Annotated in this window: 20 protein-coding genes; 13 read left to right on the forward strand and 7 right to left on the reverse strand. The window is 65.3% G+C overall.

What is annotated here, in order from left to right; genetic code table 11:
* Nucleotides 1–101: 101 nt before the first annotated feature.
* From hemW to rph, 3 genes are read right to left on the reverse strand one after another with little or no spacing between them, the layout of a single operon-like run.
* Nucleotides 102–1,286, reverse strand: a complete 1,185-nt coding sequence (hemW, locus tag RAD04_RS14120) for a radical SAM family heme chaperone HemW (RefSeq protein WP_461624404.1) — start codon at nt 1,284–1,286, stop codon at nt 102–104.
* Between the two features lie 16 nt (nt 1,287–1,302).
* Nucleotides 1,303–1,938 (reverse strand): RdgB/HAM1 family non-canonical purine NTP pyrophosphatase, encoded by a 636-nt coding sequence (rdgB, locus tag RAD04_RS14125; RefSeq protein ID WP_461624262.1) that lies wholly within the window; start codon nt 1,936–1,938, stop codon nt 1,303–1,305.
* Nucleotides 1,939–1,949: 11 nt separating this feature from the next.
* Nucleotides 1,950–2,663, reverse strand: a complete 714-nt coding sequence (rph, locus tag RAD04_RS14130; RefSeq protein WP_461624263.1) for a ribonuclease PH — start codon at nt 2,661–2,663, stop codon at nt 1,950–1,952.
* Between the two features lie 182 nt (nt 2,664–2,845).
* Between rph and hrcA the strand changes: the two genes are divergently transcribed.
* Nucleotides 2,846–3,934 carry a heat-inducible transcriptional repressor HrcA gene (gene hrcA, locus RAD04_RS14135; RefSeq protein WP_028139407.1) on the forward strand — a complete coding sequence of 363 codons (1,089 nt, stop codon included), beginning with the start codon at nt 2,846–2,848 and terminating at the stop codon, nt 3,932–3,934.
* A 96-nt stretch (nt 3,935–4,030) separates the two neighbouring features.
* On the forward strand, nt 4,031–4,648 hold the full coding sequence (grpE, locus tag RAD04_RS14140; RefSeq protein WP_461624264.1) for a nucleotide exchange factor GrpE: 618 nt from the start codon (nt 4,031–4,033) through the stop codon (nt 4,646–4,648).
* 99 nt (nt 4,649–4,747) lie between these two features.
* Here grpE and pncA read toward each other — a convergent pair whose 3' ends face one another.
* Nucleotides 4,748–5,470: a bifunctional nicotinamidase/pyrazinamidase gene (pncA, locus tag RAD04_RS14145; RefSeq protein ID WP_461624265.1), complete on the reverse strand. Its 723-nt coding sequence runs from the start codon at nt 5,468–5,470 to the stop codon at nt 4,748–4,750.
* A gap of 289 nt (nt 5,471–5,759) precedes the next feature.
* Nucleotides 5,760–6,701, reverse strand: a complete 942-nt coding sequence (locus RAD04_RS14150) for a hypothetical protein (RefSeq protein WP_461624266.1) — start codon at nt 6,699–6,701, stop codon at nt 5,760–5,762.
* A 393-nt stretch (nt 6,702–7,094) separates the two neighbouring features.
* Between RAD04_RS14150 and dnaK the strand changes: the two genes are divergently transcribed.
* The 8 genes from dnaK to RAD04_RS14190 all read left to right on the forward strand — a co-directional run bounded on the left by dnaK (nt 7,095) and on the right by RAD04_RS14190 (nt 14,398).
* The gene (gene dnaK, locus RAD04_RS14155; RefSeq protein ID WP_028139411.1) at nt 7,095–8,996 is read left to right on the forward strand and encodes a molecular chaperone DnaK; all 1,902 of its coding nucleotides are present in this window, start codon (nt 7,095–7,097) and stop codon (nt 8,994–8,996) included.
* Nucleotides 8,997–9,241: 245 nt separating this feature from the next.
* Nucleotides 9,242–10,369 carry a molecular chaperone DnaJ gene (gene dnaJ, locus RAD04_RS14160; protein WP_028139412.1) on the forward strand — a complete coding sequence of 376 codons (1,128 nt, stop codon included), beginning with the start codon at nt 9,242–9,244 and terminating at the stop codon, nt 10,367–10,369.
* A gap of 88 nt (nt 10,370–10,457) precedes the next feature.
* Nucleotides 10,458–11,057, forward strand: a complete 600-nt coding sequence (locus RAD04_RS14165; RefSeq protein WP_091962468.1) for a class I SAM-dependent methyltransferase — start codon at nt 10,458–10,460, stop codon at nt 11,055–11,057.
* Nucleotides 11,058–11,114: 57 nt separating this feature from the next.
* Nucleotides 11,115–11,693 (forward strand): NADPH-dependent FMN reductase, encoded by a 579-nt coding sequence (locus tag RAD04_RS14170; protein WP_461624267.1) that lies wholly within the window; start codon nt 11,115–11,117, stop codon nt 11,691–11,693.
* A gap of 6 nt (nt 11,694–11,699) precedes the next feature.
* Entirely contained in the window at nt 11,700–12,410 is a 711-nt protein-coding gene (pyrF, locus tag RAD04_RS14175) for an orotidine-5'-phosphate decarboxylase (RefSeq protein WP_091962462.1), read from the forward strand.
* A gap of 23 nt (nt 12,411–12,433) precedes the next feature.
* Complete coding sequence (locus tag RAD04_RS14180) at nt 12,434–12,745, forward strand: DUF1330 domain-containing protein (protein WP_027566211.1); 312 nt, start codon at nt 12,434–12,436, stop codon at nt 12,743–12,745.
* Nucleotides 12,746–12,935: 190 nt separating this feature from the next.
* The gene (gene dapB, locus RAD04_RS14185; RefSeq protein ID WP_461616440.1) at nt 12,936–13,751 is read left to right on the forward strand and encodes a 4-hydroxy-tetrahydrodipicolinate reductase; all 816 of its coding nucleotides are present in this window, start codon (nt 12,936–12,938) and stop codon (nt 13,749–13,751) included.
* A gap of 23 nt (nt 13,752–13,774) precedes the next feature.
* Entirely contained in the window at nt 13,775–14,398 is a 624-nt protein-coding gene (locus RAD04_RS14190) for a 2,3-bisphosphoglycerate-dependent phosphoglycerate mutase (protein ID WP_461624268.1), read from the forward strand.
* Nucleotides 14,399–14,548: 150 nt separating this feature from the next.
* On the opposite strand, the gene RAD04_RS14195 is transcribed toward RAD04_RS14190, so the two are convergent.
* Together RAD04_RS14195 and RAD04_RS14200 are read right to left on the reverse strand one after the other, a co-directional pair.
* Nucleotides 14,549–15,445 carry a methylated-DNA--[protein]-cysteine S-methyltransferase gene (locus RAD04_RS14195; protein WP_461616438.1) on the reverse strand — a complete coding sequence of 299 codons (897 nt, stop codon included), beginning with the start codon at nt 15,443–15,445 and terminating at the stop codon, nt 14,549–14,551.
* Nucleotides 15,446–15,499: 54 nt separating this feature from the next.
* Nucleotides 15,500–16,030 (reverse strand): DUF2244 domain-containing protein, encoded by a 531-nt coding sequence (locus tag RAD04_RS14200; protein WP_461624269.1) that lies wholly within the window; start codon nt 16,028–16,030, stop codon nt 15,500–15,502.
* Nucleotides 16,031–16,052: 22 nt separating this feature from the next.
* Between RAD04_RS14200 and nth the strand changes: the two genes are divergently transcribed.
* The 3 genes from nth to RAD04_RS14215 all read left to right on the forward strand — a co-directional run bounded on the left by nth (nt 16,053) and on the right by RAD04_RS14215 (nt 19,638).
* A complete protein-coding gene (gene nth / locus RAD04_RS14205; RefSeq protein WP_461624270.1) occupies nt 16,053–16,805 on the forward strand; it encodes an endonuclease III in 753 nt (250 codons plus the stop codon).
* Between the two features lie 81 nt (nt 16,806–16,886).
* Nucleotides 16,887–18,023: an HlyD family secretion protein gene (locus RAD04_RS14210; RefSeq protein ID WP_461624271.1), complete on the forward strand. Its 1,137-nt coding sequence runs from the start codon at nt 16,887–16,889 to the stop codon at nt 18,021–18,023.
* Entirely contained in the window at nt 18,010–19,638 is a 1,629-nt protein-coding gene (locus RAD04_RS14215; RefSeq protein WP_461624272.1) for an MFS transporter, read from the forward strand. Before RAD04_RS14210 ends, RAD04_RS14215 begins: the two co-directional genes overlap by 14 nt.
* The last annotated feature ends 5 nt before the right edge of the window (nt 19,639–19,643 follow it).

Consider the following 19,643-nt stretch of genomic DNA (forward strand, 5'->3'; position numbering starts at 1 on the left):
CGTAGGGTGGGCAAAGGCGCGCTTCGCGCCGTGCCCACGATCTCTTTCGATAGCTAATAATGCGTGGGCACGCTTCGCTTTGCCCACCCTACGGCAGCGCGTTACGCCGCGAGATCCGCGACCACCGCGTCCAGCACCGGAAATCCGCTACTCGTCACGCGCAGGCGGCCCGTCGCATCCACCGTGATCGCGCCTTCCTCGCGCAGCAGCGCGATACGCTTGGGATCGAGCGGGCGGCCGGAGAGGGCTTTGTAGCGCTCGGGGTCGATGCCTTCGGCAAGGCGCAATCCCATCAGCAAGAATTCGTCGGCGCGTTCTTCGCTGTTGAGGAGATCGTCGGTGACGACACCATGGCCGTTGGTCTCGACCCGCATCAGCCAGGCCTCGGGACGCTTCTCGGTGGCGGTCGCATGCCTGATGCCGTCGATGTCGAGCCGGCCATGCGCGCCGGGACCGATGCCGGCATATTCCTCGCCGCGCCAGTAAACCAGATTGTGCCGGCACTCGGCGCCGCGCCGCGCGTGATTGGAAATCTCGTATGCGGGCAGGCCGAGCTTGTCGCAGGTCTCCTGCGTGACGTCGTAGAGCGCGCGCGAGACCGCTTCGTCCGGCGTCTTCAATTTGCCGGCCTGGTGCAGGCCGAAGAACGGCGTGCCTTCCTCGATCGTCAATTGATAGAGCGACAGATGCTCGGCCGCTTCGTCGATGGCGAGACGCAGTTCATCGGCCCACATCGCCGGCGTCTGGTCGGGACGGGCGTAGATCAGATCGAACGAATAGCGATCGAACGAGCGGCGTGCGATGGCGACCGCATCGAGCGCCTCGCGCGCGCTGTGCAGGCGGCCCAGCGCTTTCAGCGACGCATCGTCGAGCGCCTGCACACCGAGCGAGACACGGTTGACGCCGGCGGCGCGATAGCCAGCAAAGCGCGTGGCTTCGACGCTGGTCGGGTTTGCTTCGAGCGTCACTTCGACGTCATCAGCGACGGTCCAGTGCTTGCCGATGGCATCGAGCACGGCGCCGACGGTTGCGGGCTGCATCAGCGAGGGCGTGCCGCCGCCGAGGAAGATTGAGGTGACTTCGCGGCCGGGCGCGCGCTCGGCAGTGGTTGCGATCTCTCGCGCGAAAGCGGAGGCGAAGCGCGCCTCATCGATCGCGGCGTGGCGGACATGGCTGTTGAAGTCGCAATAGGGACACTTCGACAGGCAGAACGGCCAGTGCACGTAGACGCCGAAGGCTTCAGATTCTTGTTTTGACGCGTTTTCCTGGCGCGAACCGGTATCCACTTCGCTCGAAAACGCTCTAGCGCGGCTCAAGGCAGATCTCCGCCAGTTTCACGAAGGCGCGGGCGCGATGCGACAGGCCAAGGCCGAGCGGCGGCAGGCCGTGCTTCTCGATGCTGTCCATCTCGCCGAAGGTGCGGCTGTGGCCGTCCGGCAGGAACATCGGGTCATAGCCGAAGCCGGCGGTGCCGCGCGGCGGCCAGACCAGCGTGCCGTCGACGCGCGCCTCGACCTCTTCGAGATGATCGTCGGGCCAGGCCACGCAGAGCGCGGAGACGAAATGCGCTTTGCGCTTATCCGGCGTGGTGGCGCCGCGCTCTTGCAACAGGCGCTCGATCTGCGCCATCGCCGCGGCGAAATCCTTGGAAGGTCCAGCCCAGCGCGCGGAGAAAATGCCCGGCGCGCCGTCGAGTGCGTCGACCACGATGCCGGAATCGTCGGCAAAGGCGGGAAGCTTGGTCGCCTGCGCTGCCGCGATCGCCTTGATCGCGGCATTGCTGCGGAAATCGTTGCCGGTCTCGTCCGGCTCGCCGAGGCCGAGCTCTCCGGCCGACACCGCCTCGATGCCGTACGGCGCGAGCAGCTCCTTCATCTCGGCGAGCTTGCCGGGATTATGGGTGGCGATGACGAGCTTTCCGGTGATTCGGCGGTGCATGGGCCTATTGACTACGCGACAGCCAGTTTCTGCAAGTCCACGAGACGCGCGATGCCCTTCTGGGCCAGCGCCATCAGCGCCAGGAACTCGTCCTGCGTGAACGGCTCGCGTTCCGCGGTGCCCTGCACCTCGATGATGCGGCCATCGCCGGTCATGACGAAATTGGCGTCGGTCTGGGCTTCCGAATCCTCGGCGTAGTCGAGATCGAGCACCGGCGTACCGTTGTAGATGCCGCAGGAGATCGCGGCGACATTGTCGCGCATCACATTGGCCTTGATCATGTTGCGCGCCTTCATCCAGTTGACGCAGTCGGCGAGCGCGACCCAGGCGCCGGTGATCGAGGCCGTGCGGGTGCCGCCGTCGGCCTGGAGCACGTCGCAATCGACCGTGATCTGGCGCTCACCGAGCGCTTCGAGATCGACGATGGTGCGAAGCGAGCGGCCGATCAGGCGCTGGATCTCGACCGTGCGGCCGCTTTGCTTGCCGGCGGAGGCCTCGCGGCGGGTGCGTTCGGAGGTCGCGCGCGGCAGCATGCCGTATTCGGCGGTGACCCAGCCGCGGCCCTGGCCCTTCAGCCACGGCGGCAGGCGATCTTCCAGCGTGGCGGTGACCAGCACATGGGTGTCGCCGAATTTCACCAGGCAGGAGCCTTCCGCATATTTGACCACGCCGCGCTCAAGCGTCACGGGGCGCAATTCGTCGGGCGCACGGCGGCTTGGCCGCATGGGAAATCCTCCAAAACTCGCAGGTGTAGGGCTGTTCGCGGTGCTTGTAGGTGGGGTGAGGGTATGCGGCAAGGGGAAAGGACAAGGCTTTTTCACCCCCGGTTTTCCACCCTGCAAACGCGACGCTTGTCAGAACCCTCCTGGATGGACAAATTATGAGCATCTGAGAGGAGTTACCGTCTGTGGCCCATCACGATCCGATCCATCTGATCGCGCCGCGCGCAGGCCTCGCCCAGCTCAACGAGCGTTCTCGCGACATCTTTCGTCAAATTGTCGAAAGCTACCTCGCGACCGGCGAGCCCGTGGGCTCGCGCAATATCTCGCGGCTCATCGCCATGCCGCTGTCGCCGGCCTCGGTCCGCAACGTCATGGCCGATCTGGAACAGCTCGGCCTGATCTACGCCCCGCACACCTCCGCCGGCCGGCTGCCGACGGAACTCGGCCTGCGGTTCTTCGTCGATGCCCTGATGCAGGTCGGCGACCTCAACGAGGCCGAGCGGCAGTCGATCCAGAGCCAGCTTGCCACCGTCGGCCAGGCGCAATCGGTCGAGGCGGCGCTGGACCAGGCGCTGACGCGGCTGTCGGGCCTGACCCGCGCCGCCGCGGTGGTGCTGACGCCGAAATCCAATGCGCGGCTGAAACACATCGAATTCGTCCGTCTGGAACCGGAAAAGGCGCTGGTGATCCTGGTCGGCGAGGACGGCCAGGTCGAAAACCGCGTGCTGTCGCTGCCGCCCGGAGTTCCCTCCTCGGCGATCACCGAGGCCGGCAATTTCCTCAATGCGCGCATCCGCGGCCGCACCCTGGCCGAGGCGCGGCTCGAGCTCGAGACGGCACTTGGAGAGGCCCGCGCCGAGCTCGATCAGCTTGCACAGAAGGTGATTTCCGCCGGCATCGCCAGCTGGTCCGGTGGCGAGAACGAGGATCGCCAGCTCATCGTCCGCGGCCACGCCAATCTGCTCGAAGACCTGCATGCGCTGGAGGATCTGGAACGGGTGCGCCTGCTGTTCGACGATCTCGAGACCAAGCGCGGCGTGATCGACCTGCTGGGGCGCGCCGAGACCGCTGAGGGCGTGCGCATCTTCATCGGTTCGGAGAACAAACTGTTTTCCTTGTCCGGCTCCTCCACGATCATCTCGCCCTATCGGGATGCCGCCGGTCATATCGTCGGCGTATTGGGCGTGATCGGGCCGACGCGGCTGAATTATGCCCGCGTGATCCCGACCGTGGACTACGCGGCCCGCATCGTCAGCCGCCTTTTGGGAGGCTGATCGGCGTTTCCGCCGATCACGGGCGCTTGATTTTCGGCGCTTTAGGCACGATATCCGGGCCAACAATCCCTGGAAACGAGTTCGAGATTAGAGCCGATGACCGAGCAAGACCGGCAACCCGAAGACACGACTGCCGCGACCGGCGAGCCCGTGGTGTCAAAACCCTACATCATGCCCGACGATCCCGAGCCCGGCTCGGTCGAGCTGTTGCAGAAGGAAGCCGCCGAGGCGCGTGACCGCATGCTGCGGACGCTGGCCGAGATGGAGAATCTGCGCAAGCGTACCACCAAGGAGGTCGCCGACGCCCGCCTCTACGGCATCACCGGCTTTGCCCGCGACGTGCTCGACATCGCCGACAATCTCCAGCGCGCGCTCGATGCCGTTCCGGCCGAAGCCCGCGCCACGGCCGATCCCGGCCTGATCTCGCTGATCGAAGGCGTCGAGCTCACCGAGCGTTCGCTGCTCAACGCGCTGGAAAAGCACGGCGTGAAGAAGCTCGATCCGCAGGGCCAGAAGTTCGACCCGAACTTCCACCAGGCGATGTACGAAGTGCCTGATGCGTCGGTGCCGTCTGGCACCGTGGTGCAGATCATGCAGGCCGGCTACACCATCGGCGAGCGCGTGCTGCGTCCGGCCCTGGTCGGTGTCGCCAAGGGCGGCGCGAAGCCCGCGGCCGCGGCGAACAACAACGAGTCGAGCGGCGCGGGGAATTGAGTTTGGTGTCATTCCGGGGCGGCTCGTGAGAGCCGAACCCGGAATCTCGAGGTTCCGGATTCGATGCTTCGCATCGCTCCGGAACGACCAGTTGTAATCCTACGCGCTCACCGCGATATCCGCAGACTGAATCCGCTTCACGCCGGCCTTGGCCATATCGGCCCAGGCTTTTGCCAGCGAGCCCTGCGTGTCGATGCCGCGGCAGGCGTCTTCCACGACATAGACCTCGAAGCCCGCCTTGCGCGCGTCGAGCGCGGTCCAGGCAACGCAGAAATCCGTCGCGAGCCCTGCGACGAAGACGCGCTTGATCTTGCGTCCCTTGAGATAGCCGGCAAGTCCGGTCGAGGTCTTGCCGTCGGCTTCGAGGAAGGCCGAATAGCTGTCGACGTCCTTGTGAAAGCCCTTGCGGATGATGAGCTCGGCATGCGGGATCGCAAGGTCCTTCGACAGCGAAGCGCCGTCGGTGCCCTGCACGCAATGGTCGGGCCACAGCACCTGCTTGCCATAGGGAAGGTCGACGGTCTCGAACGGCTTCTTGCCGGAATGCACCGACGCAAACGAGATGTGGCCCGGCGTGTGCCAGTCCTGCGTCATCACCACATTCGCAAATGCCTTCGAGATCTTGTTGATGACGGGCACCACCTGCTCGCCCTCTTTCACCGCGAGGCTGCCGCCCGGCAGGAAGCAGTTCTGCACGTCGATCACGAGCAGCGCGGAGGCATCGTCCGGCTTGATCGATGCCGCTGCAAGGAGTGCGGTTGGAGCCAGCGTTGCAAGCGCCGTCGTTCCAAGCATTGCCAAGACTTGTCGCCGATCCAGCATCGTTCGCCTCCCCTTAGGATGAACTCAACGGAGACGAAGCCTAGTTCCGTTCGTGTACGAACAGAAGCCCGAAAATGCGGCCGGCTTTGGTGAGGGCTTGGGCTGCCGGCCCCAACATAACTGTCGTCCCGGACAAGCGCGCCCTTAGGCGCGCGCCGATCCGGGACCCATACCCCCAGGGAGATGTTTGGCGAAGACTCATCATGGGTACTGCGACCGACCGCAATCGCACGATCACGCGGTATGGGTCCCTGCTTTCGCAGGGACGACACTGAGTATGCCGAACGGCTCAGCCCTTCGGCTGAATCCCGTCGCGCACGGCGCGGAAGCGGGTGAAGGCGGCCAGCCACTGGTCGCGCGGGGCGCTGGCGATGATGCGCAGCGAGGCGCCGCCGCTCGAGAAGCGGATCCATTGCACCACGGTCACCGGGACCTTGTCTTTGCCGCTGACGCCGTCGATCCGGGTCTCGAAGCCCTGCTGGCCGTTGATGCGGATCGGCTCGGACATGGTGACGCGCGATTCGCGCACGCCGGGGATCTGCAGCGCCGCCTCCTGGGCGAAGCGGGCGCGGTCGTCGGCCTGTTGCGGCGTGGCGCCGATCAGGCCGAGGATCATGAACGGCTTCGACTCGTAACCGGTGCTCTCGTCGCCGTCGGCCAGGATGATGCTCGAGCCCGGCGCCAGCGTGCGGATGTCCTTGAATTCGGCGAGATCGGTGATCCTGAACGGCATCAGCGCGATCTGCTCCTCCGCCGAGACCTGCTTGCGGGTGGTGGCGGTCGCAAACATCTGCCGCACCGCTTCATCCGTGTAGATCTTGGTCGCATTCTCCGGGACCTGCACCGCGACATAGCCGGAGAAGCCGGCGCCCGGCACGATCATCGAATAGCGTTTCACCGGGGTGTCGCCGGCCTTGCCGCTTTCGGTGGTGAAATAGGCCAGGCCCGCGGGCGTCTCGATCTTGTCCTGCTTGACGCCGCCAGCGCCGGCCGGATTGGAATTGAAGGCGCTCACGACCTCGCCATAGGCCGCCGGCGGCAGCTCGGTGATCAACACCTTGACGCTGCCGTCCTCGCTCTCGAATCCCGGAAAGGTTTTTGCCGTGCTGAGACCGACCAGCGGCACCATGCCGAGGCGCAAGCCGGGCGGAAACACGGCGTCGGCGGCGAAGGCCGGAAACGCGGAGGCGATCAGGAGGGCGAGCGCGGCGAGGGGGCGGATCAGCTTCATGGGCACTCTGATTGGTTCACATTGAGGCCGTTCGATGGTCGGCCACCGGGCCGCATTGTCGCGCGAAGCAGCTGTAGCGGCTGACCGGCCGGTCCGCCTTTTACCGGGTTTGGGCGTGCGGCAACAGGGCGGGCGGGCTTGCGGTAGCGGGGGCTTGCTGAAGCCTGAACCTGTTAATAATTCCTCACCCGCAAGGGCGGTGAAGCCCGGATATCATCGTCCAAAACCCAATGTTTTCACGGCAGAAACGTAGCTTCGGTCCTTGCGGGCCCCTCCCCCCCTCCTATATGAGCCTCAATCATCGCAATATCGCGGATGTTTGATCTTAGGGGGTTTCGGTCGGGTGCCTTCTGGGCCCAGCCAACCTGCCGCAAAAACAAGGATATCAGGACCATGGGAAAGGTCATTGGGATCGACCTCGGCACCACGAATTCGTGCGTCGCCGTGATGGATGGCAAGAACGCCAAAGTCATCGAGAATTCCGAAGGCATGCGCACGACGCCTTCGATCGTCGCCGTGACGGACGACGGTGAGCGCCTCGTCGGCCAGCCGGCCAAGCGCCAGGCCGTCACCAATCCCGAGCGCACCTTCTTCGCAGTGAAGCGCCTCATCGGCCGCCGCTACGACGACCCGATGGTCGAGAAGGACAAGAAGCTCGTCCCCTACAAGATCGTGAAGGCTTCCAACGGCGACGCCTGGGTCGAGGCCGACGGCCAGACCTACTCGCCCTCGCAGGTCTCGGCGTTCATCTTGCAGAAGATGAAGGAGACCGCGGAAGCCCATCTCGGCCAGAAGGTCGATCAGGCCGTCATCACCGTTCCCGCCTACTTCAACGACGCCCAGCGCCAGGCGACCAAGGACGCCGGCAAGATCGCGGGCCTCGAAGTGCTGCGCATCATCAACGAGCCGACCGCGGCCGCGCTCGCCTATGGCCTCGACAAGACCAAGACCGGCACGATCGCCGTGTACGATCTCGGCGGCGGCACGTTCGATATCTCGATCCTCGAGATCGGCGACGGCGTGTTCGAGGTGAAGTCGACCAACGGCGACACCTTCCTCGGCGGCGAAGACTTCGACATGCGCCTGGTCGGCTATCTCGCCGACGAATTCCAGAAGGAGCAGGGCATCAACCTGCGCAACGACAAGCTCGCGTTGCAGCGCCTGAAGGAAGCCGCTGAAAAGGCCAAGATCGAGCTGTCCTCGACGACGCAGACCGAGATCAACCTGCCCTTCATCACCGCGGACCAGACCGGCCCGAAGCATCTGACGATGAAGCTCACCCGCGCCAAGTTCGAGGCGCTGGTCGACGACCTCGTCCAGAAGACCGTCGAGCCCTGCCGCAAGGCGCTGAAGGACGCCGGCGTCACTGCCGGTGAGATCGGCGAAGTGGTTCTGGTCGGCGGCATGTCGCGCATGCCGAAGGTCCAGGAAGTCGTGAAGCAGCTGTTCGGCAAGGAGCCGCACAAGGGCGTCAACCCGGACGAAGTCGTGGCGATCGGCGCCGCGATCCAGGCCGGCGTGCTCCAGGGCGACGTCAAGGACGTGCTGCTGCTCGACGTCACCCCGCTGTCGCTGGGCATCGAGACGCTGGGCGGCGTGTTCACCCGCATCATCGACCGCAACACCACGATCCCGACCAAGAAGAGCCAGGTGTTCTCGACCGCCGAGGACAGCCAGAACGCGGTCACCATCCGCGTCTTCCAGGGCGAGCGTGAAATGGCGGCCGACAACAAGATGCTCGGCCAGTTCGACCTGATGGGTATTCCGCCGGCTCCGCGCGGCATGCCGCAGATCGAGGTGACGTTCGACATCGACGCCAACGGCATCGTCAACGTCTCGGCCAAGGACAAGGCCACCGGCAAGGAGCAGCAGATCCGCATCCAGGCCTCCGGCGGCCTGTCGGAAGCCGACATCGAGAAGATGGTCAAGGACGCCGAGGCCAATGCCGAGGCGGACAAGAAGCGCCGCGAGGCCGTGACCGCCAAGAACGAGGCGGATGGTCTGGTGCATTCGACCGAGAAGGCTTTGGCCGAGCACGGTTCGAAGGTCGGTGAGACCGAGCGCCGCGCCATCGAGGATGCCGTCGGCGACCTCAAGGAAGCGCTGAAGGGCGACGATGCCGAGGCGATCAAGGCCAAGACCCAGACGTTGGCCCAGGCTTCGATGAAGCTCGGCGAGGCCATGTACAAGCAGCAGGCCGAGGCCGACGCCAAGAAGGATGCGGCCAAGGACGACGTCGTCGACGCGGAATTCACCGAAGTCGACGACGACAAGAACAACAAGAAGTCCGCCTGAACCCCAAGAGGGTCATGATGCGGACGGCTTGGACCCCACACGCTCTACCGGCCTCCTCCTTCGCGGGGGAGGCCGCCGTGTCGGGACGGACGGGCGGGTCGCCCGTTACGATCGATCAATTCCCAGCCGTTATGCTGAACGCCGCCGCGCTGCCCTCTGCCGCCAAGCAGAAGGCTGCCTATATCGTCGTGTGGCGACGTCGTTTCGCTCCGACTTGAATCGCGATTGGATAGACCGAGTCCCACATGTCCACGTCCACCAAGCGCTGCTATTACGAAACCCTCGAAGTCGAACGCGATGCCGACGAATCGGTCCTGAAATCGTCGTTCCGCAAGCTGGCGATGAAGTTCCACCCGGACCGCAATCCCGGGGACGACACCAGCGAAGTCAAGTTCAAGGAAATCAACGAGGCCTACGAGGTCCTGAAGGACAAGGACAAGCGCGCGGCCTATGACCGCTACGGCCATGCCGCCTTCGAGCAGGGCGGCGGTGGCGCCGGCTTCGGCGCGGGTTTCGCCTCTTCCTTCTCCGACATTTTCGAAGATTTGTTCGGCATGGCCGGGCAGCGCGGCCGCGGCGGCCGCGAGCGCGGCGCCGACCTGCGCTACAACATGGAAATCACGCTCGAGGAAGCCTTCGGCGGCAAGACCGCGCAGATCGAGATTCCGGTCTCGGTCACCTGCGAGGCCTGCTCGGGCATCGGCGCCAAGGCGGGAACCAAGCCGAAGACCTGTTCGAGCTGCGGCGGCGCCGGCCGTGTGCGGCAGTCGCAGGGCTTCTTCACGCTTGAGCGCACCTGTCCGGGCTGCCAGGGCCGCGGCCAGATGATCGAGGATGCCTGCCCGTCCTGCTCGGGCCAGGGCCGCGTCACCCGCGAGCGGAATCTTTCGGTCAACATCCCCCCGGGCGTCGAGGACGGCACAAGGATCAGGCTCGCCGGCGAGGGCGAGGCAGGGGTTCGCGGCGGTCCGCCCGGCGACCTCTACATCTTCCTGTCGCTGGCTCAGCACCAGTTCTTCCAGCGCGACGGCGCCGATCTGCATTGCCGTGTGCCGATCTCGATGGTGACGGCGGCGCTCGGCGGCGAATTCGAGGTGCCGACCATCGAGAAGGGCAAGGCCAAGGTGAAGGTGCCGGCCGGGACCCAGTCGAACCGCCGGTTCCGCATTGCATCAAAAGGCATGCCGGTGCTGCGGTCGCGCCAGATGGGCGACATGTATGTTCAGGTCGTGGTCGAGACCCCGCAGAACCTCACCAAGAAGCAGCAGGAATTGCTGGCCGAGTTCGAAAAGCTGTCCTCCGGCAATACCCAGCCGGAATCCGAGGGCTTCTTCGCCAAGGTCAAGGATTTCTTCGGTAATCGGGCGAGTTGACCCGGCTTGACCATACCGCCTTCGGCCTATACGTCTTTATGACCATTTTCTGACACGCCGCGGTCCCGCGGTCCCGTCCGGTCCTGACATGCCATTGCCATCGTCCGCGCGTGCGTTGAAGAAGCCTCGTCTCGATGACGAGGTACGCTTCCTCAGATCATGGATCGAAAAGCCCCTGCACATGGGCGCCGTGATGCCGTCGGGCAAGCTACTGGCCCGGACCATGGCCCATTACGTCGATATCGATTCGGACGCGCCTGTGGTCGAGCTCGGGCCCGGCACCGGCGCCATCACCTCGGCCCTGATCGAGCGCGGCGTCGATCAGAAGCGTCTCGTCCTCGTCGAGTACAATCCCGGTTTCTGCGCTCTGTTGCGCGACCGCTATCCGCAGGCCAAGGTGGTGCAGGGCGATGCCTATCGCCTGCGTGACACGCTCTGGAACGTCCTGAGCGCGCCGGCCTCCGCGGTCGTCTCCGGCCTGCCGCTGGTGACAAAACCGATGCTGACGCGGCTGCGGCTGATCCGCGACGCCTTCACGGCGCTCGCGCCCGGCGCGCCCTTCGTCCAGTTCACCTATGCGGTGGTGCCGCCGATCCCGAAATCGCTGCCCGGCGTGTCCACAGAGGCTTCGGAACGGATCTGGATGAACCTTCCGCCCGCCCGCGTCTGGGTGTATCGCAAGGACTAATTCCGCCGGCTTGGTTCTTTGCGCGGCGGGCTCGTTTCGCCGAACGCATTGGATTGGATGTCAGCCCCCAAGATCCTGATCATTCCCGGCTCGCTGCGCACCGGTTCGCACAATGCGAAGCTGGCGGCGGTCGCCGCCTATGAATTCGCCCGCTCCGGCGTCGACGTCACCCGCATTTCGCTCGCCGATTTTCCACTGCCGATCTATGACGGCGATCTCCAGGCCAAGTCCGGCCTGCCGAAGCACGCGATCAACCTCAAGCGCATGATCGGCGCGCATCATGGCGTGCTGATCGTCTCGCCCGAATACAATGCCTCGGTGCCGCCGCTTCTCAAGAACGCGATCGACTGGGTCAGCCGCGTGCACGATTTGCACGAGGCGCGCGGCGATGTGTTCCGCAACCGCGCCTTCGCACTCGCCGGCGCTTCGCAAAGCCGGCTCGGCGCTGCGCGCGCGCTCCAGGCGCTTAGGCTGATCCTGACCTCCTGCCACGCCAACGTGATTGCCAGCCAGCTCACGCTCGCCTTTGCCGACCAGGCCTATGACGATATGGACAGGCTCAAGAACGAGGGCGATATCGCCGCGTTGAAGGAGCTGGTGGCGCAGTTGATCGACATTTCCCAACGCATGATGTGAGGTGACATGACGCCAGCCGAGATCGCCCCCAAGGACCGCCTGATCGTCGCGCTCGATCTGCCCAGCGTCGATGCCGCGGAGGCGACGATCAATCGCCTCGGCGACAGCGTCACCTTCTACAAGATCGGTTATCGGCTCGCTTATGCCGGCGGATTGCCGCTGGTCGGCAAGCTCGCCGACAAGGGCAAGAAGGTCTTTCTCGATCTCAAGCTGCACGACATCGGAAACACCGTGATGCAAGGCGTCGAAAGCATCACCAGGCTCGGCGCCACATTCCTCACCGTGCACGCCTATCCGCAGACCATGAAGGGCGCGGTCGAGGGCCGCGGCAATTCCAGCCTGAAGATCCTCGCCGTCACGGTGCTGACCTCCTACAACGAGGACGATCTGCACGCGGCCGGCTATCGGCTCGGCGTCTCCGAGCTGGTCGAGGCCCGCGCGCAGCAGGCGCAGGTGCTTGGCATCGACGGACTGGTATCGTCGCCTGAGGAAGTCGGGGCCTTGCGCAAGATTGTCGGCCACCAGATGCATCTCGTCACCCCCGGTATCCGGCCGGTCGGTTCGGCGACCGGCGACCAGAAGCGCATCATGACGCCGGGCCGCGCGATCGCCGCCGGTGCCGATTATCTCGTCGTCGGACGGCCGGTCGTCGAAGCCGCCGACCCGAAGGCGATTGCGGAAGCCATCCAGGCCGAGATCGCGCAAGCGCTCGGCTAATCAACAAACAAGGGAGAAGAACAATGGCAAAAGGTTACTGGATCGGGCGCGTCGATGTGAGCAGTGACGAAGGCTACAAGCCCTATGCCGTCGCCAACGGTCCGATCTTCAAGAAATGGGGTGGCCGCTTCGTCGTCCGCGCCGGCAAGTTCACCACCGTCGAAGGCGCCAGCCGCACCCGCAACGTCGTGATCGAATTCCCGGACTACGAGACCGCGATCGCCTGCTACAATTCGCCGGAATACCAGGCCAACATCAAGGTGCGCCAGCCCCACTCCGTCGCCGACCTCATCATCATCGAGGGCTATGACGGCCCGCAGCCGTCTGACGGCTGAGGCACGGTCATTCCGGGGCGGCTCGCAGAGCCGAACTACGGTGCGCAGTTGCGCACCTGAGAATCTCGTCATTCCGGGTCTGGTCCTTCGGACCATCCCGGAATGACGGTGACCATGGTGTCGCCGTGCCCGTCCCCTCGGTTGCCGGAACTGCGTCCCCCCGCTACAACGGCCATGAGAGGATCACACCATGTCCGACATGCGCCTGATTGTTGCTGGAGCCGGTGGCCGGATGGGCCGCGCGCTGGTGCGGGCGATTGCCGAGAGCAAAGGCGCGGTGCTGGCCGGCGCGCTCGAGGCCCCCGGCTCGGAGCTGCTCGGCAAGGATGCCGGTGTGCTCGCAGGCCTGCCGGCCAACGACATCAAGCTCTCCGCTGACCTCTGGGCGATGTCGAAGGAGGCCGACGGCATCCTCGATTTCACCGTTCCGGCGGCGACCATTGCAAATGTCGCGATCGCGGCACAGCGCGGGATCGTGCATGTCGTCGGCACGACCGGATTGTCGGGCTCCGACAATGCCGTGATCAAGAGCGTCACCAACCGCGCCGTCGTGGTGCAATCAGGCAATATGAGCCTCGGCGTCAATCTGCTGGCCGCCCTGGTCAAGCGCGTCGCCAAGGCGCTCGACCAGAGTTTTGATATCGAGATCGTCGAGACCCATCACCGCATGAAGGTCGATGCGCCATCCGGCACCGCGCTGATGCTGGGGCAGGCCGCAGCCAGCGGCCGCGGTGTCACCCTCGATGATCATTCCGAGCGTGGCCGTGATGGCATCACCGGCGCGCGCAGGCCGGGCAATATCGGTTTCGCCTCGTTGCGCGGCGGCACCGTCGCCGGCGATCACAGCGTCACCTTCCTCGGCCCGTTCGAGCGCCTGACGCTGTCGCACCAGGCCGAGGACCGCATGCTGTTCGCCCATGGCGCGCTGAAGGCGGCGCTGTGGGCGCATGGCAAGAAGCCCGGCCACTACTCCATGGCCGACGTGCTCGGCCTGTCCGACATCTAATCCAACCTAACGGAAAGCAGTCAATGAGCGAACGTCTTCTCGTGCTCGTGCGCCACGGCCAGAGCGAATGGAATCTGAAGAACCTGTTCACGGGTTGGAAGGACCCTGATCTCACCGAGCTCGGCGTCAAGGAAGCCACGGAAGCCGGCCGCAAGCTGAAGGCGCAGGGCCTCGTGTTCGACGTCGCCTACACTTCGGTGCTCACCCGCGCGCAGCACACGCTCGACCTCATTCTCGGCGAGCTCGGCCAGGAGGGCTTGCCGACGACGAAAAACCTCGCGCTGAACGAGCGCGACTACGGCGATCTCTCCGGCCTCAACAAGGACGACGCGCGCAAGAAATGGGGTGAGGACCAGGTGCTGATCTGGCGCCGCTCCTACGACGTGCCGCCGCCCGGCGGCGAAAGCCTGAAGGATACGCTTGCGCGGGCACTGCCGTACTACGTGCAGGAGATCCTGCCCGGCGTGCTCAATGGCAAGCGCACGCTAGTCGCCGCCCACGGCAATTCGCTGCGCGCGCTGATCATGGTGCTGGAAAAGCTCTCGCCCGAAGGCATCTTGAAGCGCGAGCTGGCGACGGGTGTGCCGATCATCTACCGCCTCAACGCGGATTCGACCGTGGCCTCGAAGCTCGATCTGGCGAGTTAGGTTTTCGCCGCAGGCGCGGTGCCGTAGGGTGGGTTAGACGACGGCTGCGCGAAGCGCAGTCGCTGGCGCAACCCACCACTTCTGTCACCGTGGAAACCAAAGAGGTGGGTTACGCCTTCGGCTAACCCACCCTACGACATCTCGCCTAGCCTACAGCACCCCCAGCTGTCCGGCCTCCCAGCCCAGCATCGCCTGCTTCCTCGTGATGCCCCAGTGATAGCCGGTGAGCGTGCCGCTCTTGCCGAGCGCGCGGTGGCAGGGCACGACGAACGAGACCGGGTTCTTGCCGACCGCCGCACCGACGGCACGCGAGGCCTTCGGGCTGTTGATGTTGCAGGCGATGTCGGAATAGGACACCGCGCGCCCCATCGGGATCTTCAGCAGCGTTTCCCACACCCGCACCTCGAAATCGGTGCCGATCATCACCACGCGCAGCGGCTGGTCCGGCCGCCACAGCTTCGTATCGAAGATGCGCGCTGCGAGCGGCGCGGTGCCTTCGTGATCTTCGACATAGGTGGCGTTCGGCCAGCGCCGGGTCATGTCGGCGAGCGCGATCTTCTCCTCGCCGTGATCGGCGAAGGCGAGGCCTGACAAGCCGCGGTCGGTGGCGATCACGATCGCGGTGCCGAACGGCGAGGGGTGAAAGCCGTAACGCAAGGTCAGGCCGGCGCCGCCGTTCTTCCATTCGCCCGGCGACATCGCTTCGTGGGTCACGAAGAGATCGTGCAGCCGGCCGGGGCCCGACAGCCCGGAGTCGAGCGCGGCGTCGAGGATGCTCGCGGAGTCCCGCAGCAGGCCCTTGGCGTGATCGAGGGTGAGCGCCTGCATGAAAGCCTTCGGCGTGATCGAGGCCCAGCGGCGGAACAGATGGTGCAGCTCATCCGGCGTGACTCCGGCCGCATCCGCCATCGCCTCGATGGTCGGTTGCGCGCGCCAGTTCTCCGAGATGAAGGCGATCGCCCGGCGCACCGAATCATAGTCGCGCAGCGCGGCGTTCTGGGTGCCCGGCCTGGCCAGGCGCTGGTCATGTATGGCGAGTGTCATCATGACTGGAAATGTAGGAGAGGGACGGGTGGGAAACCACCCGATTTCTGACTGCGCTCAGGTCACCGGATTGTAGGTCGGGCCGCGCCGGGCGGCATTCAGGGCGCTGACCAAGGCATTGTAAAAACTCGCTTTTTCCTCGGGCCCGAGAAAACCGGCAATGAGCAGCCGGCGGCCACGCGAGATCAGATAGAGGTGCTCGATGCCGTATTCCTCGTCGACCTCCTGGTCGAGCCGGACCCAGAGCGGGTTGAACGTCCATTCCGAGACCTGGCCGCGATGGCTGACGCGGCGCACGCGCAGCTCCGAGGGCGTGACCACGATCTCCTCGCTGGCCCGCGCCGCGCGGAAATTGGCCTTGAAGGCCCACCAGATCACGAGCACGTCGAGGCCGAAGAAACCGAACACCGGCCAGGCACCCATCATCAGGAAGGCGAGGCCCGTGACGAAGCTGACCACGCTCAGGAACAGCATTACGGCGAGGAAGCCGGTGCGGTTCAGCGAGCGGTGCGGCGTCAGCAGCGCAGAGAAGATCTGCACGTCGCGCGGATCAGGATCGCCGCCTTCAATTTCGTTGCCTGTGCTCATCGTCCCTCAGTATATCCCGATCATGGCGAAAATCACCCGCAAGCCGGCTCCGCGCAAAGCGCCGGTGCCGAAGAAGAAGGCAAAGGCGGTCGTCGCGAAGCCGAACGCGCCCGCCAAAAAGACGCTCAAGGCGACAAAGCGCTGGACGCCCGCCGAGGTCCATGAGGTCTTCAGCCGTTTCCGCAAGGCCAATCCGGAGCCGAAGGGCGAGCTCGAGCACGTCAATCCGTTCACGCTGCTGGTCGCCGTGGTGCTGTCGGCACAGGCAACCGATGCCGGCGTCAACAAGGCGACGCGCGCCTTGTTCGAGGTCGCCGACACCCCGCAGAAGATGCTCGATCTCGGCGAGGAGCGCTTGCGCGAGTACATCAAGACGATCGGCCTCTACCGCACCAAGGCCAGGAACGTGATCGCGCTGTCGGCGAAGGTGCTGAGCGAGTTCGGCGGCGAGGTGCCGCGCACGCGCGCCGAGATCGAATCGTTGCCCGGCGCGGGCCGCAAGACCGCCAACGTTGTGCTCAATATGGCCTTCGGCGAGCATACCATGGCGGTCGATACGCATGTCTTCCGCGTCGGCAACCGCACGGGGCTGGCGCCCGGCAAGACGCCGCTGGAGGTCGAGCTTGGTCTCGAAAAGGTGATCCCGGCCGAGTTCATGCTGCATGCCCATCATTGGCTGATCCTGCACGGCCGCTATACTTGCCTCGCACGCAAGCCGCGCTGCGAGGTCTGCCTGATCAACGATCTGTGTCGGTGGCCGGAGAAGACGGTGTGAGATTGGCAGCGGCAGTCATTCCGGGACGGTCCGAAGGATCGGAAAGACGGCGGTGAGAGCAGAGCATCTTGGGGTGAAATCGTGAGTCAACAGGAACTAGTCCCGCCCCCGCCTGCCGCCGCAACGCCGGTCCCGTCATCGAAGCCAACGCAGCGGCCAGCCACTTCGCTGTGGAGCCGGTTCGCGATCCCGCTGTTCGCCGTGATCGTCGCGCTCGGCTTCGTCGCGCTGGCGACGCAGCGCTTCGACGAATGGGTCGGCAATGCCGTGATCCAGACCACCAATGATGCCTATGTGCGCGCCGAGCTGACGCGGCTTTCGAGCCGCGTCTCGGGCGAAGTGCTGACCGTCGCCGTAACCGACTTCCAGCGCGTCAAGGCCGGTGATCTCCTGATCCAGATTGATCCCGCCGACTACGAGGCCCAGGTCGCGCAGTCCGAAGCTGCGGTCGCCGCCGCGCAGGCCACGCTCGACAATCTGGCCAACCAGATCGAGCTGCAATATGCGACGATCGCACAGGCGCAGGCGGCGCGGCTCTCCGCCGAAGCCATGGAAGTCGAGGCACGGCAGGAGCAGGAGCGTCAGCAATCGCTGTCGCAGACCGAATCCGGCACGCGGCAGCGGCTCGAGCAGGCGGTGGCTGCTTACGCCAAGGCGCAGGCCGACGTGCGTGCGAGCCGCGCCGTGATCGCAGCCCAGCAGCACCAGCTCGAAGTCCTGCAAGGCACCAGGAAGCAGCGCGCCGCCGATGTCGCGGCGGCCAAGGCAACGCTGGCGGGTGCGAAGCTCAAGCTTGGGTACACCAGAATATCGGCGCCGTTCGACGGCGTCGTCGGCGAGCGCCAGGTGCAGCCCGGCGACTACGTCAATATCGGCACCAACCTCATCAACGTTGTGCCGCTACCGAAGGTCTATGTGATCGCGAACTACAAGGAGACCCAGCTTACACACGTCGCGCCGGGCCAGCCGGTCGAGATCACCGTCGACAGCTTTCCGCGCGAGACGCTGCGCGGCAAGGTCGAGCGCATCGCGCCGGCGACGGGCTCGCAGGTCGCGCTGCTGCCGCCTGATAACGCCACCGGCAATTTCACCAAGGTGGTGCAGCGCATTCCCGTGCGCATCCAGCTCGACGAAGGCCAGCCGTTGCTGGCACGGCTGGTGCCGGGCATGTCGGTCGTCACCAGCATCGACACCAAGGCCGGCAATGGCGGAAAATGACGACGCCGATCGCGGACCGCTCTCGCGCGGCGGCGTCGCGCCGCGGCCGCTGTTCGCCGTGGCGGCCGTGCTGCTCGGCTCCTTCCTCGCCAATTTCGACAGCCGCCTGACCACCGTCGGCCTGCCCGATTTGCGCGGCGCGTTCTCGCTCTCATTCGACGAGGGCGCCTGGCTTTCCACCGCCGGCATCGGCTCGCAGATCTTCATCGCGCCGGCAGTGGCATGGCTCGCGACCGTGTTCGGGCTGCGGCGCGTGCTTGGCATTCCGAGCCTGATCTATGCCGTGATCTCGCTGATCGTTCCCTTCGTGCACGATTATCCAACGCTGCTCGCGCTCAGCGTCGTGCATGGCCTGCTGCTCGGCACCTTCGTGCCGGCGACGCTGATGATCGTGTTCCGCAATCTGCCGATCCGGTGGTGGCTGCCGGCGATCTCGATCTATTCGATCCGCGTCGGCTTTGCGCTCGATACCTCGAGCTCGCTGGTCGGCTTCTATGTCGATCATCTCGGCTGGCAATGGCTGTACTGGCAGAGCGTCGTGATCGCGCCCCTGATGGGGCTGATGGTCTATCTCGGCACACCGAACGAGCCCGTGAACCGCGCGCTGCTGCGCGAGGCCGATTGGGGCGGCATGCTGCTGCTCGGCGCAGGGGTCGCGATGATCTATGCCGGGCTCGACCAGGGCAACCGGCTGGATTGGCTGGGTTCAGGAACGGTGATGGCGCTGCTTGTCAGTGGCGCGGTGCTATTCGCAGGCTTCCTCGTCAACGAGTCGCTGGTGCGGCAGCCCTGGGCGCATGTGAACGTCTTGTTCTCGCGCAATATCGGATTGGGGCTGGTGCTGATCCTGCTCTACACGCTGACCAGCCTGTCCAACGCCTCGCTGGTGCCAAACTTCCTGGCCGCCATCGCCCTGCTCAGGCCGGAGCAGAGCGGCGTGCTGCTGCTCACCTATGGCGCATTGCCGATGTTCGTGCTGGTGCCGCTCTCGATCTGGCTGCTGCGGCATTTCGATACGCGGACCGTGGTGGTGGTGGGTTTCGCCTGCTTCGCCGCCGCCAATCTCTGGGGCACGCAGCTCACCCATGACTGGGCCCGCGAGGACTTTGTCGGCATCGTGCTGCTCCAGGCGATCGGGCAGTCGCTGACCCTGCTGCCGCTGATCATCACGCTGCTGTCGAACTCCGATCCAAGCCGTGCCACCTCCTTTGCCGCCTATATCCAGATCATGCGGCTCGGCGGCGCCGAGATCGGCGTGGCGCTGATGGGGACATGGCTGCGCGTGCGCGAGCAGGTTCATTCCTTCTATCTCGGCCAGAACCTCGGCGTCGGCGATGTCGATGTGGTCCGCGCCCTGAAGCAGCTCTCCGATCACTTCGCTGCCCACGGCGCCGGGCTGGCGCAGCCGCGCGCGGTCGGCACGCTGGCGGGCATCGTGCAGCGCGAGGCCAATGTGCTCGCCTATATCGACGGCTTCTGGCTGTGCTTCTGGCTCGCGATAGCCGCGCTCGGTGTCGTCGCACTGATCACCCGTGCGCCGGCCGGCCCGTTCACGCCGGCGCCATTCGGCTTCGCCAAGACGGTGCTGCGCAAGTGCGGCGTGCAGGTGACGTAGAGCGC

Source organism: Bradyrhizobium sp. 25ACV (assembly GCF_054863005.1).